Origin of the sequence: Aeromonas sp. R7-2, from assembly GCF_040908105.1 — a bacterium.
Classification (GTDB): domain Bacteria; phylum Pseudomonadota; class Gammaproteobacteria; order Enterobacterales; family Aeromonadaceae; genus Aeromonas; species Aeromonas caviae.
In genome coordinates, this window is the sequence record NZ_JBFODC010000003.1 from 1 (window position 1) to 14,499 (window position 14,499).

The 14,499-nt window shown below is 63.0% G+C and carries 15 protein-coding genes; 5 read left to right on the top strand and 10 right to left on the bottom strand.

The features are described from left to right. Nucleotides 1–29: 29 nt before the first annotated feature. The 4 genes from AB5Y47_RS00015 to AB5Y47_RS00030 form a co-directional block, all read right to left on the bottom strand. The gene (locus AB5Y47_RS00015) at nucleotides 30–1,310 is read right to left on the bottom strand and encodes a sigma 54-interacting transcriptional regulator (RefSeq protein ID WP_368219568.1); all 1,281 of its coding nucleotides are present in this window, start codon (nucleotides 1,308–1,310) and stop codon (nucleotides 30–32) included. Nucleotides 1,311–1,364: 54 nt separating this feature from the next. Beyond that, a complete protein-coding gene (locus AB5Y47_RS00020; protein ID WP_039039694.1) occupies nucleotides 1,365–1,874 on the bottom strand; it encodes a hypothetical protein in 510 nt (169 codons plus the stop codon). Between the two features lie 105 nt (nucleotides 1,875–1,979). Next, nucleotides 1,980–3,392 carry a sensor histidine kinase KdpD gene (locus AB5Y47_RS00025; protein ID WP_045522797.1) on the bottom strand — a complete coding sequence of 471 codons (1,413 nt, stop codon included), beginning with the start codon at nucleotides 3,390–3,392 and terminating at the stop codon, nucleotides 1,980–1,982. Nucleotides 3,393–3,494: 102 nt separating this feature from the next. Beyond that, on the bottom strand, nucleotides 3,495–3,587 hold the full coding sequence (locus tag AB5Y47_RS00030) for a YnhF family membrane protein (RefSeq protein WP_010675981.1): 93 nt from the start codon (nucleotides 3,585–3,587) through the stop codon (nucleotides 3,495–3,497). Nucleotides 3,588–3,712: 125 nt separating this feature from the next. On the opposite strand from AB5Y47_RS00030, the gene folK reads away from it, so the two are divergent. Then, the gene (gene folK / locus AB5Y47_RS00035; RefSeq protein ID WP_049636031.1) at nucleotides 3,713–4,258 is read left to right on the top strand and encodes a 2-amino-4-hydroxy-6-hydroxymethyldihydropteridine diphosphokinase; all 546 of its coding nucleotides are present in this window, start codon (nucleotides 3,713–3,715) and stop codon (nucleotides 4,256–4,258) included. Nucleotides 4,259–4,316: 58 nt separating this feature from the next. On the opposite strand, the gene AB5Y47_RS00040 is transcribed toward folK, so the two are convergent. Beyond that, entirely contained in the window at nucleotides 4,317–5,021 is a 705-nt protein-coding gene (locus tag AB5Y47_RS00040; RefSeq protein ID WP_039039618.1) for an SDR family oxidoreductase, read from the bottom strand. 159 nt (nucleotides 5,022–5,180) lie between these two features. On the opposite strand from AB5Y47_RS00040, the gene AB5Y47_RS00045 reads away from it, so the two are divergent. Together AB5Y47_RS00045 and AB5Y47_RS00050 are read left to right on the top strand one after the other, a co-directional pair. Beyond that, the gene (locus AB5Y47_RS00045; protein ID WP_029314862.1) at nucleotides 5,181–5,585 is read left to right on the top strand and encodes a CBS domain-containing protein; all 405 of its coding nucleotides are present in this window, start codon (nucleotides 5,181–5,183) and stop codon (nucleotides 5,583–5,585) included. Between the two features lie 248 nt (nucleotides 5,586–5,833). Next, entirely contained in the window at nucleotides 5,834–6,598 is a 765-nt protein-coding gene (locus AB5Y47_RS00050; RefSeq protein WP_049636033.1) for an ABC transporter substrate-binding protein, read from the top strand. Nucleotides 6,599–6,699: 101 nt separating this feature from the next. Here the strand turns inward: AB5Y47_RS00050 and asnC are convergent, their stop codons facing one another. Further along, nucleotides 6,700–7,161 carry a transcriptional regulator AsnC gene (asnC, locus tag AB5Y47_RS00055; RefSeq protein ID WP_041214272.1) on the bottom strand — a complete coding sequence of 154 codons (462 nt, stop codon included), beginning with the start codon at nucleotides 7,159–7,161 and terminating at the stop codon, nucleotides 6,700–6,702. 154 nt (nucleotides 7,162–7,315) lie between these two features. On the opposite strand from asnC, the gene asnA reads away from it, so the two are divergent. Further along, complete coding sequence (gene asnA, locus AB5Y47_RS00060) at nucleotides 7,316–8,308, top strand: aspartate--ammonia ligase (RefSeq protein ID WP_049636034.1); 993 nt, start codon at nucleotides 7,316–7,318, stop codon at nucleotides 8,306–8,308. Nucleotides 8,309–8,562: 254 nt separating this feature from the next. Here the strand turns inward: asnA and AB5Y47_RS00065 are convergent, their stop codons facing one another. Then, nucleotides 8,563–9,069, bottom strand: a complete 507-nt coding sequence (locus tag AB5Y47_RS00065; RefSeq protein WP_049636035.1) for a DUF1543 domain-containing protein — start codon at nucleotides 9,067–9,069, stop codon at nucleotides 8,563–8,565. 26 nt (nucleotides 9,070–9,095) lie between these two features. Next, entirely contained in the window at nucleotides 9,096–9,722 is a 627-nt protein-coding gene (locus tag AB5Y47_RS00070) for a LysE family translocator (protein WP_049636036.1), read from the bottom strand. 171 nt (nucleotides 9,723–9,893) lie between these two features. On the opposite strand from AB5Y47_RS00070, the gene AB5Y47_RS00075 reads away from it, so the two are divergent. Beyond that, the gene (locus AB5Y47_RS00075) at nucleotides 9,894–10,799 is read left to right on the top strand and encodes a LysR substrate-binding domain-containing protein (protein ID WP_223953867.1); all 906 of its coding nucleotides are present in this window, start codon (nucleotides 9,894–9,896) and stop codon (nucleotides 10,797–10,799) included. A gap of 93 nt (nucleotides 10,800–10,892) precedes the next feature. Here the strand turns inward: AB5Y47_RS00075 and clpB are convergent, their stop codons facing one another. Together clpB and pgeF are read right to left on the bottom strand one after the other, a co-directional pair. Beyond that, nucleotides 10,893–13,469, bottom strand: a complete 2,577-nt coding sequence (clpB, locus tag AB5Y47_RS00080; protein WP_236275558.1) for an ATP-dependent chaperone ClpB — start codon at nucleotides 13,467–13,469, stop codon at nucleotides 10,893–10,895. A 250-nt stretch (nucleotides 13,470–13,719) separates the two neighbouring features. Further along, a complete protein-coding gene (gene pgeF / locus AB5Y47_RS00085; RefSeq protein ID WP_368219570.1) occupies nucleotides 13,720–14,457 on the bottom strand; it encodes a peptidoglycan editing factor PgeF in 738 nt (245 codons plus the stop codon). Nucleotides 14,458–14,499: the final 42 nt, after the last annotated feature.

A 14,499-nucleotide genomic window follows, 5' to 3' on the forward strand; every position in this document is an offset into this window, starting at 1 on the left:
CCGTCATCGACGGGCCGCCCCTCTGTCATTTATCCCTTCGACTTGAAGTTGGCCGCCTCGATGCCGTGCCGATTCAGCAGCTTGTAGAAGTCGGTGCGGTTTCTCCCCGCCATGTTGGCCGCCAGGGTCACATTGCCTTCCGTGGTGCGCAGCAGCCGGATCAGGTACTCCTTTTCAAACTCGGCCCGCGCCTCGTTGAACGAGGGAATGCCGCCACCGCCGCCACTCAGGGCCGACTCCACCATGGCCGCGCCGATCACCGGGCTGCAGCAGAGGCTCGCGAGCTGCTCCACCACCCCGCAGAGCTGGCGCACGTTGCCCGGCCAGGCCGCGGCGGCCAGCAGGGCCAGCGCCTCAGGCGAGAAGCCGAGGGCGGCGCAATCGGGGTGACGGTTGCGGTAATCGTCCAGCGCCTGACGGGCCAGCAGGGGGATGTCCTCGCTGCGGGCGCTCAGAGGCGGCAGAGTGATGTTGGCCACGTTGAGGCGGTAGAAGAGATCCTCGCGAAAACGCCCCTCTTCCATGGCGGTCACCAGATCCTGATGGCTGGAGCTGATGACCCGCACCTCGGGGGTGCCCTGACCATACTCCGCCAGCACCTGGAGCAACTTGGCCTGGAGTGACTCCGACAGATCCCCTATCTCGTCGAGGAAGAGGGTGCCGCCTTTGGCCTCGGCAAACAGGCCGGACTGGCCATCCTCGCCAAACAGCTGCAAGTCCAGCGTGGGCCAGGGCAGAGCCGCGCAGTTGATGGTATGCAGCGGCTTGTCGCGGCGGTGGCTGGCCTGGTGCAGCACCTGGGTCATCACCCCCTTGCCGACGCCGGAGGGACCCAGGATCAGCACGGGCACGTCCATGGTGGCGATGCTGCTCGCCTGGATCAGCAATTGCTCCATCTGCGGGTTACGGGTCTGGATGAGGGACTGCCACTCCTGCTGCTGCTTCGGACGGGTCAGGCTGAGAGCATGCTCTATGGTGACCAGCAGCTCGTCCTTGTCGATGGGCTTGGTGAGGAAGCTGAACACCCCGGAGCGGGTCGCCTGGATGGCGTCGGGAATGGTGCCGTGGGCGGTCATGATGATCACCGGCATGCCGAGCCACTGGGACTGGATCCGCTCGAACAGCGCCAGCCCGTCCATGCCCCCCATGCGCAGATCGCTCAGCACCAGGTCGGCCCGCTGTTGGCGCAGCCTGTCCAGCGCTCCTTCGGCGCTGTCGGCGGTATCCACCTCGTAACCCTGGCTGCGCAGGCGCATGCTCATCAGCTTGAGCAGGCTGGCATCATCGTCCACCAGCAGAATACGGCTCATGCTCTCACCCCCTCTTGGCGAAAAACGCGATCATTGCGGCGCGGTCCGGAGCTGTCATGGCTGACCTCCCCCATTGAGCTTACGCTGGTTGAGCTGCTCGTCGATGGCGGAGAGCTGCTCTATCTGCTGGCGCAGACGCTTCACCTCCTGACTCTGATCGTCGCGGCGGCTGTCTCGCACCAGCAGCTCCTCCCCGAGGGCGATCCAGCTGCGCAGGAAGGCCTGGGCATCGAGACCGAGCTCCGGCAACAGAGCCTTCAGCTGATCCAGCCCGGCCCGGCGGCTGGCCACCGATTCGGACGGGTGGGTGTTGACCATGGCCAGGCTGACCCGGCTCTCGAGGTCGGTGGCGCCGGCCAGTCGCTGGCGCTCCTGCATCCGCTGCTGGGGATGGCTGGCCAGCAGCCAGTCCGAGTATTGCAGGCGCACCTGCATCTCCTTGTTGGCAAACTCCATCCGCCTGGCGATCGCCTCCTGGGAAGGCTCGGTGAGGCTGGTAGAAGGCAGCAGGGAACAGCCAGCGAGCAGGCCTATCATCAATACGGGAATCACAAATCGTTTCATCTTGAATGTCACTTCAGATCCTGGTGGGGAACAGGCACCTGCCCGCTCCTCTCAATATTCGGTGTCAAGGCGCCACCCGCACCTGCGGGGTCGCCGCCACGCCCGTCAGCTCGGGCGCACGTTCAAATCCAGCCGGAAACAGACATCCGCCTGGGCATCCTCGATCAGCCTGAGCTCGCCGCCCAGACTCATGGCAGACTCACGGGCAATGGAGAGGCCCATGCCGGAGCCTTTCAGCAATCCCTGGCGCACTATGCTGCCCTGTTCAAAGGGCTCGAAGATGCGCTCCCGCTCGTCTGGCGGGATGACAGGCCCTTCGTTGGCCACCTCCAGCCAGCCGCCGCCCGCTCCCGCCCCGGCGCGGATCCAGATCTGTCCGCCCCTGGCGCCATAGCTGACCGCGTTGGAAAAGAGATTGTCGAGGATGAGTCGCAGGCGGTAGGGCTCTGCCCGCAGGCTGATGGGCTCGGGCGGCAAGTGTACACTGATTTGCTTGGATTCCAGCGCGAGCCGGTACTCTTCGGACAAGTCTGACAACAAGGGCGCCAGGGGCACCTCGGACAGGGTGAACACCTCCTGCTGGCTGAGGCGATTGAAGTCGAGCAGCCGCTCGATCAGGGTCTGCAGACGGCGGCTGTTCTCCTCCAGCATCTGGCAGATCTCCTGCTGATCCCCGTTGAGGGGCCCCACCAGCTGCTCCGAGAGCAGATCAGCCCCCTCCCGCAGCACGGCAAGGGGGGTTTTCAGCTCGTGGGATACGTGGCGCAGGAACTGGTATTTCTGCTGTTCCAGCTCCTTGAGCTTGTCGTGCAGCCAGCTGATCCGCTCCCCCAGCAGCACCAGTTCGGCCGGGCCATCCACCGGGCGCTGATCCGGCTCGACGCCTGCGCCCAGACTCAGGATCCGCGACTCAATCTGACGTACCGGGTGGATGATGAGGTAGGTAAAGAGCAACACCAGCAGCAGGCTGAGCCCGACCACGAAGCCGCTGACCCACCAGATCTGCTGTTTCAGCTCCACGATGGCGCCCCGCATGCGGGTCACGTGATCATCCACCTGGCTGCGGGTGACCACTTCCAGTTGCTGGTTCAGTTCGTTGAAGTCGGTGAAACGGGGGCTGGTCGCCTCCTGCCTGGCCTTGCGCAGATCCTGCAGGCCGTCGAGCCAGACCAGCGTCGCCTCGAGATCTCCGTAGACCTCGGCATCCGGAATGGAGTCCTGATGGGTCGCGAGCAGTTCCCGGTAGCGCACCAGCTGCTGCCGATAGCTGGCCAGGATGCGATCATCACCCAGGACCGCATAGCGGCGCAGGGTGCGCTCCAGATCGATGGCCTGGGTGGAGAGCAGCGTCGCCCGGCGAGTGTCCCGCACCGCACGTTCCATCTCGTCGCTGGTGAGCTGGCCCAGGTGGGAGAGAGCCTGACTGTCGTGCCAGATCATGCCCCCCAGGGGCATCAGCACCAGCACGAAGCCCATCAGTACTACCTGGAGCAGGGAGCGGGGCCGAACCTTGGTCATCTTCTGCGGTCTCGATTCGTCATGGGGGAGCCAGCATATCCGCACTGCCCCAAAAAGCAAAACCGGCCATAAAGCCGGTTTGATTGCTCACCGAGGCCGGATTCACGCCAGGCCGACGGACGCCACACAGATGACAATGATCATGGCAAGGGCCCCTGACGCGGCCAACAGTGCCCATTTCATTTCTACGCTCATGCAAACCTCCTTTCTGCCAATCAGCGTTGGATCACAACAGATAACGACATGTTAATTCATAGTGAATCCCATAACCGTGAGCTGCGTATATATTTCAGACGAGCCCAACCCAAGGAATGGAAAGCATGTTTTACCTCTGTAGCATTGGATCCAATCTCGACCCCGCCCTGCACGTCAGTCAGGTCGTCGCCGAATTGCTGGCCCGCTTTGGTCGCCTTCACCTGAGTTCCGTCATCCAGACCAAACCCGTGGGCATGCATTCGCGCCACGACTTCCTCAACTGCCTGTTCGTCGTCCAGAGCGACCTCTCCCCCGTCCAGCTCAAGGCCGAGTTTGTCACCATGGAGCTGACCCATGGCCGGGATCGCAGCAACCCCCTGTGCAAGGTGGCGGACAGGCCACTGGACATCGACATACTGGCCTGCGGCGAACGGGATGACTTCGCCGAGGCCGGGGTGGATGCCTACCTGGGGGATCTGCTGGCGGAGATGTATCAGGGCGGCAGTGTGGACTCCGGCAAGGTGACCCTCGGCCTGCCGGGCAGCAAGGTGTTTGCGAAGCAGCGCATCGGCCAGGCCCCCATCCATCTCTGCCAGCAAGACGAGGCCCTGCTTCCCGGCAACGGCCACCCCGGCCCCCCTTCCCGGCACGCCGCCATCCGGCACCCTTGAGCCGTTCACACACATGAGGCGCCCAAAGGCGCCTCATGTCATGGCGGCCCGCCTTGCCCTAGATGACGGCGAGGGCGCGCCCCCCGTCCACCCGGATGCTGGCCCCGGTCATGTAGTCGTTCTTCATCAGCATCTGTACCGCCTGCCAGATGGGCTCCAGACCCCCTTCCCGCGCCAGCGGCGTCTTCGCCAGCACCTGCTGGCGCCAGTCATCCCCGTGCTCGTCGAGAAACAGGATGGGGCCAGGCTCTATGGTGTTGACCCGCACGGCAGGCGCCAGTTCGCGGGCAAAGCTCATGGCCAGGGAATGGGCTCCCGCCTTGGTGGCCACGTAGGCGGCAAACTGGGGCGCCGGGGCATGGATGTAGATATCGGTGATGTGGATGATGCCCCCGTTGGGCTGGCGGGCAAGGGCAGGGGCCAGCGCCCGGTTGAGCTGGAACGGAGCCGCCATGTGTACCCGGTAGAACTGATCAAACTGGGCCAGCTGCACCGCAGGATCCGCCGCCTGGGGCTCGAAGGCGGAGGCATTGTGGATGATCAGGGCAAGATCCTCATGGGCCGCCAGCGCCGTCACCACAGCGCCCACCTCCTCTTCCCGGGTGAAGTCCGCCTGTACCAGCTCGACGCCCACGTCTCGCAGACGATCCAGCTCGGGCCGTTCGCTGCGATAGCTGCCCGTCACCTGCCAGCCAGCGGCCACCAGCTGCTCACACAGATAGAATCCCAGGCGACGGCCACAGCCCGTTACCAATGCACGCATACCCTCTCCTTGTGGTTGTCGCCCTCCCCGATCCATGCAGGATCGCACGGAGGGCCCATTCATCGGCCATGACCTATCGATGTCCGAGGCAAAACCCATTGGCCCCGTGTCACAGCCACCGGGCATAGTGGCCCCATCGACCCCCATGGAGCCACCATCATGCTACAAATTCGCGATCATATGCAGCCATTGACCCACTCACTGCACCCCGGCCTCGGTCTGGCCGAGGCGCTGGACAGACTCCATCGGGCAAACCTGGGGGGCCTGCCGGTACTGGATGACCATCAGCACCTCGTCGGATTTCTCTCCGAGCAGGATTGCATTCCCGCCCTGCTCACGGGCAGCTATCACTGCGACACCCGTACTCTGGTCGAAGATCTGATGAGCCGGACCCCGCTGTTCGTCTCTCCTGATGACAACATCGTGGATCTCGCCCGCCAGATGGCCGGGGCCAGACCCAAGGTCTATCCGGTAATGGAGGGAGGCAAGGTGACGGGCATCATCAGCCGTCGTCAGGTGATGCAGGCCCTCAACACCCAGATGAAACAGTGTCAGGCAACCTGAGGCAGGCAACCTCGCACAGGTTTCATGCCGACCACCCTCCCGCCCACAGCCGGCGAGTGGCTGGTCCATCCCGCCCGACTCTGCCACGGGGCGGCCTGTCGATGCAGCCCGCCCCCCTCCCACCGGCACCGTTCGTTTGTCCCCTCCCCATTTCAGGGTTTGCCATCCGTGGTCGTCTCTAGTTAGATAGGTGCCGGTCACAGTCCCTGCCGGATGCGACCCCGTCCCGAGTGCTCAGGAGATGTAACGTGCGACGCTTGCTCGTATTCTGCTTGCTGCTGCCCTGCTGGCTGTCAGCCAGGGAGCTGGTCATTGGTGGCATCCTGGAGCCCCCTCTCAAGTGGCTGGATGCACAGGGACACCCTCGCGGGCTGGATGTTGATCTCGTCACCGCCATCTTCGGCACGCTCCATACCCCCATCAGGATTGAGCTCATCGATTCGGGGGCCAGGCTCACCCGCAATGCCGAAAGCGGCTTCTATGACCTGCTGCTGACCCACTCCTACAAACCGGAGCGGGAGGCCTATCTGCTCTACCCCGAACAGGCCCATATGCTCCATAGCTGGCACTTCTTCATACGCAAGGAGTCCGCAGGCCGGATCCATTATGACCATCTGACGGATCTCAAACCCTGGCGCATCGGTGTCACCCGGGATTTCTCCTATACCCCCGAGCTCGCGGCGGCCATGACAGACCCGAGCTATCACTTCCAGGAGATCCCCATCAACCAGCTGCAACTGCGCAAACTCATCGCCGGTCGCATCGACGTGGTGCCCATGTCCCTGGTCACCGCCTTCACCCAGATAAGAGAGGAGGGACTGGAAGGCAAGCTCGACTACCTGCCAAAACCCCTCAAGACCAGCCCCTACTTCAATGTCTGGACCCGTTCCCGGGCCGATGCCGACACCCCGGCCCTGATGGCCGCCTATGATGCCGAACTGCTGCACATGAAGCGGGACGGCCGGCTCAAGGCCCTCTACGACAAATACGGCATCCCCTATATCGAACCCTGATCCACCGGTCAGGGTGTCATAGCCCACAGGGTCAAATTCTGCTGCGCGGACAGGGTCTCGCACGGGAGAGGGATCTCAACGCCCCCCTCAGACCACCCGACTCAAGGCTTCACATCCCGCAGGATCGGGTTTTGCAGCGAAATCAGCGTCTCGGTGGACTGGATCTCGTCGATGGTCTGGATCTTGTGGATCAGTACCGTCTGCAACTCGTCGATGGAGCGGGTCATCACCTTCATGAAGATGCTGTAGTGGCCCGTGGTGTAGTAGGCCTCCACCACCTCGTCCAGCGCCTGCAGTTTGGCCAGGGCCGACGGGTAATCCTTGGCGCTCTTGAGGTTGATCCCGATGAAGCAGCAGACGTCGTAGCCCAGCTTCTTGGGGTTCACCTGCACCCGCGTTCCCTCGATGATGCCCGCCTGCTTCATCTTCTCTACCCGCACGTGGATGGTGCCCGGGCTCACCAGCAGTTGTTTGGCCAGCTCGGCGTAAGGCAGGCGCGCATTCTCCATCAGGGCGGAGAGGATGGCCTGATCGAGATTATCGATCCGATAATTTTCTGACACTTTTTTGCGCTCCTTTTAATGATTCATCATTAATTGATGGCTTATTTTGAAGAAAAAAACACACAAAGCCTATTTCAATTATCGAATATTGAATTTAGTTGGCATTCTGTTGAAGAATCACCGCATTCAACGGATTCACGACAGGTAATTCAGCATGAAACAGCACTACATCCGCAGCCAACAGCAGATCAGCTTCGTCAAAGAGATGTTCTCCCGCCAACTCGCACTGCAACTCGGCCTGATGGAGGTACAAGCCCCCATTCTGAGCCGGGTCGGTGACGGCACCCAGGACAACCTCTCCGGCTGCGAGCATGCAGTGCAGGTCAAGGTGAAAACCCTGCCGGAGCACAGCTATGAGGTGGTCCACTCCCTGGCCAAGTGGAAGCGCCAGACCCTGGGTCGCTTCGGTTTCGGCCCGGGTGAAGGCATCTACACCCACATGAAGGCACTGCGTCCGGACGAGGATCGTCTCAGCCCCATTCACTCCGTCTACGTCGACCAGTGGGACTGGGAGAAGGTGATGCCGGGCGAGCGCCGGGATCTGGCCTATCTGCAGGAGACGGTGCGCGGCATCTGGGCCGCCATCAAGGCCACCGAGCGCGCGGTCTGTGCCGAGCACGACCTGACCCCCTTCCTGCCGGCGGATATTCAGTTCCTGCACAGTGAAGAGCTGCTGACCCGCTACCCGAACCTCGATGCCAAGGGACGCGAGCGCGCCATCGCCAAAGAGCTGGGAGCGGTCTTCCTCATCGGTATCGGTGGCGCCCTCTCCCACGGCGAACGCCACGACGTGCGAGCCCCGGACTACGACGACTGGAGCAGCGAGAGCGAGCTCGGGCTGGCGGGTCTGAACGGTGACATCCTGGTGTGGAACCCGGTGCTGGAAGACAGCTTCGAGATCTCCTCCATGGGGATCCGGGTGGACGCAGAGGCCCTGCGCCGCCAGCTCGCCATCACCGGCGACGAGGATCGCCTGCAATATGACTGGCATCAGGATCTGCTGGCAGCACGGATGCCGCAAACCATCGGCGGCGGCATCGGCCAATCCCGTCTGGCCATGCTGCTGCTGCAAAAAGAGCACATCGGTCAGGTCCAGGTCGGCGTCTGGCCATCTGAAATGAAAGCTGCCATCCCAGGCATGCTGTAACGAATTGATTTGATTGCATCTGTCCTCCTATCGCGGCAACACGGCGCGGGACAGACGCGATAGCGAAGCTGGTCAGCCGGGGTGGAGAGCGTATCCCGACTGACTGTAAGGCGGGCATGGTCGCTGACTGTGCCTGCCGACCCTGGGGCTTGCCCCTGCGATCCGCTCAACCCACGTCAGATCGCATCGAATACATTCCTCCCGGCAATCTTCGGATTGCCGCTTTTTTTATCCCCCGCCTGCAACCGTCACGCTCAGCGGCCGATGGGCTGATATCCCTGCCATTGCGGTCTGAAGGGGCTCCCTTCGGAATCGGGCACAAGGTGCACGTACAGACCGCTCACCGTCTCCAGCAGCAGGCAGTCGTCCACCTCTTTCAGGTTGTCCTTGTGCTGGTGCCTGACCCCCTTTAGCAAGGATGCGAGCCCCCTGGCTTTTGCTTCCTTTGCATCCTTTGCCACAAAGAAATCGAAGGCATGCAGCTCCGCGAGGGAGTCTGGGTGATAGCCACCCATGTTCACAAAGTAGAGGCGGGGAGCTTCTTTCTCAGGAGGCGTCTCCCGCAGATACACCGAATAGCCATCCGCCCAGAGCAGCCTGGCGTAACCGTCGATATGCACCTTGTCGGGATCGCCGAACCAGGCCTCCCGCAGTGCAGGCCAGGCCCCCTCGGGGGTCTGCGCCGCCACAAACTGGATGTCGTGGACCTCGATATTGGATTGGCCGGCGTTGCCGCCCAGATAGAACACGAATAGAAACATGTCTGACTCCCTTGTCTCACCCCTGGTCACGCCAGCATCAGGGTGACTTTCACCCCATTGTACAGAACCCCGAACAGTGAAACTGCGAGCAAAAACAAAGATGAAATCAACGCGATATGCTTGCTGTGCCGGGCCGGCATCCAACGCTTCACCAGCAGGACATAGAGACTCAGCACCAGCAGATCGAAGAAGATCCATACCATGGAGAGGGTCAGAATGCTGGTGCCAAAGTGCGGTGTCACCGCGATGAACTGCGGGAAGAAGGCGACGAAGAAGAGAATGTCCTTGGGATTGGCCACGCCGGTCATGAAGCCCTGCGTAAAGCCACCACCTGCAAGGACAGGCGCACCGGACCGGGTATCCCGGCTCACCCCTGCCATCAAGCCGCCCACGGCCGCATAACCGATGTAGAGTGACCCCGCCCCGCCCAGCAGATAGAGCCACAAGGGTGGCAGAGAGATCACGCCGGCCAAGATCAGGGTCGCCATCAGGATCAGCACCAGGGAGGCCCCGTTGGTGCCGAGCAGGGTCATCCAGGCCTGGCGATAACCATGACGAACCGCCGTGCCGGTGACGAGCGCCACGACAGGCCCCGGAGTCAACAACAGGAGCACGACCGACAAGGTGTAGGCCCCCAGCAACATCATGTTCATTCCGTCTTTCCTCCTTCGTTGATACCGCCATGTCCGCCTTTAGCCAAGGCGGCATGATGAGTCATGCTCAACCAGCCCCGGGGTTGGCTGCATTATTCAACGGGACTCGGCCCTTGAAAAACGGATAAAACTCCCATTGAATGTGAGTAAAGCTCACATTGATATCGAACGATGACCCTTCCCCCTCTCTACGCGCTGCGTGCGTTTGAAGCCGCGGCCCGGCTCGGCTCCTTCAGCAAGGCGGCAGCCTCTCTGCACGTGACGCCGGGCGCCGTCAGTCGCCATGTCCAGACCCTGGAGGCCTGGTTCGAGTGCGAACTCTTTCACCGCCATGGCCCCAGGGTCGAGGTGACGGAAGCCGGCCGCGCCCTGGCGGAGCAGTTGACGGAGGGGTTCCAGAGCCTGACGATGGCGTGTCAGACTTTTCGCCGCAACGGCCAGGAGCTGCGACTCAAGGCGCCCTCGACCCTGACCATGCGCTGGCTGCTGGATGTGCTCGGCACGTTCCGTGAACATCACCCCACTCCCAGGATCCTGGCCTCCAGCGTCTGGATGGACATAGACGGCGTCGATTTTCACCGCGAGCCCTATGACTGCGCCATCTTGCTGGGGAACGGCCATTTCGGGGATGACACCGAGTGTCACCTGCTGTTCGAAGAGTGGCTGATCCCCCTCTGTGCCCCGGCCCTGGTGGAAACCGCCCGCACGGATTTGGCGGCGTGCGAACTGATCCACCCCTCGCCGGATCGCCGTGACTGGCGGCGGTGGCTCAAGGGAACCGGCGCCAGGCCAGGGCTCAATCTGGCCAGTGGCAAGGTGTTCGACACCCTGGAGCAGGGCAACATGGCCGCCATCAGCGGACACGGCATCTCGGTCGGGGATCTGCTGCTGAGCCAGGAGGCCATCGCAAACGGGCTGCTGGCACTGCCCTTTCACCAAGCCGTCGCCACCACGGATGGATACTACCTGGTGTGGCCCAGACACAGCGCACGGCGCAAGCATATCGACAGCCTGCGCCGCTGGCTGACCGACGCCGTGCCACACAACAGGCTGGAGCACATTGAATGGGTCGGGTGACATGCCGCAACAGTGCACAGGATCCCCCTGACGGGTTGCGAACGCCCATAAAAAAACGCAGGCGCGAGGCCTGCGTTTTCATCGATAACGGCGTTAAGGCTGGCTCATGGTGAGCCCATTGCTGTCGGCCCCCAGCCGCAGTGTCTTGCCCGGGATGACCCGGCCGCTGAGCAGGGCCTGGGCCAGCGGGTTCTCCACCTTCTGCTGGATCGCCCGCTTGAGGGGGCGCGCCCCGTAGACGGGATCAAACCCGGCATGAACCAGCTTGGTCAGCAGCTCCTCGCTCACCTCCACCTCGAAGCCCTGGGACTCCAGACGGCTCATCAGGCTCTTGAGCTGGATGCGGGCGATGGACTTGATGTGCTCCTCACCGAGGGGGTGGAACACCACGGTCTCGTCGATCCGGTTGATGAACTCCGGCCGGAAGCTGCGGGTCAGCACCTCCATCAGCATGGCCTTCATCTCGTCATAATCCTTCTCGGAGTGGTGCTCCTGGATGAGATCAGACCCGAGGTTGGAGGTCATGATGACGACCGTGTTGCGGAAGTCCACGGTACGCCCCTGACCGTCGGTCAGGCGGCCATCGTCCAGCACCTGCAACAGGATGTTGAAGACATCCGGGTGGGCTTTTTCCACCTCGTCCAGCAGGATCACCGAATAGGGGCGACGGCGCACCGCCTCGGTGAGATACCCCCCTTCCTCGTAACCCACGTATCCCGGAGGCGCCCCCACCAGACGGGCCACGCTGTGTTTCTCCATGAACTCGGACATGTCGATCCGCACCATGGCGTCCTGGGTATCGAACAGGAACTCCGCCAGCGCCTTGCACAGCTCGGTCTTGCCCACCCCGGTGGGGCCGAGGAAGAGGAAGGAGCCGATGGGGCGGTTCGGGTCGGACAGCCCGGCACGAGAGCGGCGAATGGCGTTGGAGACGGCGTCCACCGCCTCTTCCTGGCCGATCACCCGGCTGTGCAGCTGATCCTCCATCCGCAGCAGCTTCTCCCGTTCTCCTTCCAGCATGCGGGCCACCGGAATGCCGGTCCAGCGGGCCAGGACGTCGGCGATCTCCACGTCGGTGACCCGGTTGCGCAGCAGGCTGGTCTCCTGCATCTCGGCCTGGGTGGCGAGATCCAGCTGTTTCTCCAGCTCCGGGATGCGGCCGTACTGCAGCTCGGACATGCGGCCCAAGTCCCCTGCGCGGCGCGCCACCTCGAGATCCTGACGGGCCTGCTCCAGTGCCGCCTTGATGTGCTGGGTCCCGGCGAGGGCAGCCTTCTCGGCCTTCCACACCTCTTCCAGCTCGTTGTATTCCCGCTCTTTTTCCGTCAGCTCCTGATTGAGCAGATCGAGGCGCTTGCGGCTGGCGTCATCGTCCTCCTTCATCAGCGCCTGCTGCTCCAGCTTGAGCTGGATGATGCGCCGCTCGAGCCGGTCCAGGGATTCCGGCTTGGAGTCGATCTGGAGCCGGATGCTGGCCGCCGCCTCGTCGATGAGGTCGATGGCCTTGTCAGGCAGCTGGCGATCCGCGATGTAGCGGTGGGAGAGCTGGGCCGCCGCGACGATGGCGGGGTCGGTGATCTGCACATGGTGGTGCAGCTCGTAGCGCTCCTTCAGGCCACGCAGGATGGCGATGGTGTCCTCCACCGAGGGCTCCTCCACCAGCACCTTCTGGAAACGGCGCTCCAGGGCGGCATCCTTCTCCACGTACTGCCTGTACTCATCGAGGGTGGTGGCCCCGACGCAGTGCAGCTCGCCGCGGGCCAGGGCGGGCTTGAGCATGTTGCCCGCATCCATGGCACCCTCGCCCTTGCCGGCGCCGACCATGGTGTGCAGCTCGTCCACGAAGAGGATGACGTTGCCCTCCTCCTTGGCCAGATCGTTCAGAACCGCCTTGAGCCGCTCCTCGAACTCGCCGCGATACTTGGCTCCGGCCACCAGGGCCCCCATGTCGAGGGAGAGCACCCGCTTGTTCTTGAGCCCTTCCGGCACTTCGCCATTGATGATGCGCTGGGCCAGACCCTCGACGATGGCGGTCTTGCCGACGCCGGGGGCACCGATCAGCACCGGGTTGTTCTTGGTGCGGCGTTGCAGCACCTGGATGGTGCGGCGAATTTCGTCATCCCGGCCGATCACCGGGTCGAGCTTGCCGAGTTCTGCCCGCTCGGTGAGATCGATGGTGTACTTCTCCAGCGCCTGGCGATTCTCCTCGGCGTTGGCATCCTCCACCTTCTTGCCGCCACGGACCTTGTCGATGGCTGCCTCGAGTTTTTCCTTGGTCAGCCCCTGGGCACGCAGCAGTTCGCCCAGCGTCCCCTTCTCGTCCAGGGCCGCCAGCACGAACAGCTCGGACGAGATGAACTGATCCTTGCGCTGCTGGGCCAGCTTGTCGCAGACGTTGAGCAGGCGGCCTAGGCCGTTGGAGAGCTGTACGTCCCCTTCCACGCCGCTGACGCGGGGCAGGCGGTCCAGCTCCTCGCCGAGGCGCGAGCGCAGGGTATTGATGTCGAGCCCGGTCAGGGTGAGCAGCGGACGAATGGATCCGCCGTCCTGATTGAGCAAGGCGCTCATCAGATGGACGGGTTCAATGAATTGGTGGTCACGACCCAGTGCAAGAGACTGGGCATCGGAAATGGCAATCTGGAATTTGCTGGTCAGGCGATCGAGGCGCATTGCACTCCCCCTTCAAGACAGACGCCGCATGCGCGGCAACAACATCGCTTTCTGACAAGGAAGATGTGGTCTTGAAGGGCAATTTCAAGGGGTGGCTGTTTATTTTTTCCTCAATAGCAATGACCGAGGGAAAACGACCTCGCAATGGCAGCCTGTACCCTGAGCCTGCTCGGCAGCAAGACATGGCCGCCAAAGGGCCATCACCAGGGAGTGAAGAGGCGCTTGCGGCCACTCGCGAGCGCCTCTTCGGCTATTTTTCCAGCCACACAAGGGAGGCCATGCGACCCGTCTGCCCGTCGCGGCGATAGGAGTAGAAGCGCTCGCTGTCGCTGAAGGTGCAGTATTCGCCGCCATAGATGGCGGTGACGCCGGCGCGGGCGAGGCGCAGTCGGGCCAGCTGATAGATATCCGCCAGCCATTTCCCTTCGTTGAGGGATGGCACGAATACAGTCGCCGCTTCCGCCTGCTCCGCCATGAAGGCATCGCGCACCTCGCCACCCACTTCGAACGCGGCGGGACCGATGGCCGGGCCCAGCCAGACCAGGATCTCGCCAGGCTCGCAGCCCATGGCAGCGATGCTTGCCTCCAATACGCCCCCCTGCAGTCCGCGCCAGCCGGCATGGGCCGCCGCCACTACGGTGCCTGCCCGATCGCAGAACAGCACCGGCAGGCAGTCGGCAGTCATCACGATGCAGGCCTGCCCCGCCTCATGCGCACAGGCGGCATCGGCATCCGGTACGCGCTCATAACGGTCGCTCACCGGATGGACGGCGATGCCATGTACCTGGTTGAGCCAGTTGAGAGTGCCGGGGATCCCCGCCACCTGCTGCAGTCGGGCGCGGTTGGCCTCGACCCTGGTCAGTTCATCGCCCACATGGGCCCCGAGGTTCAGACCAGCAAAGACCCCTTCGCTGATGCCGCCGTCCCGGGTGGTCGAGAGAGCCCTGACATTGCCCGGTGCGGGCCAGTCGGGTGCGATCCAGTTCATTTGTGGCTCCTTTCGTTCATATGAAAACGGGGCCCCTTGGCT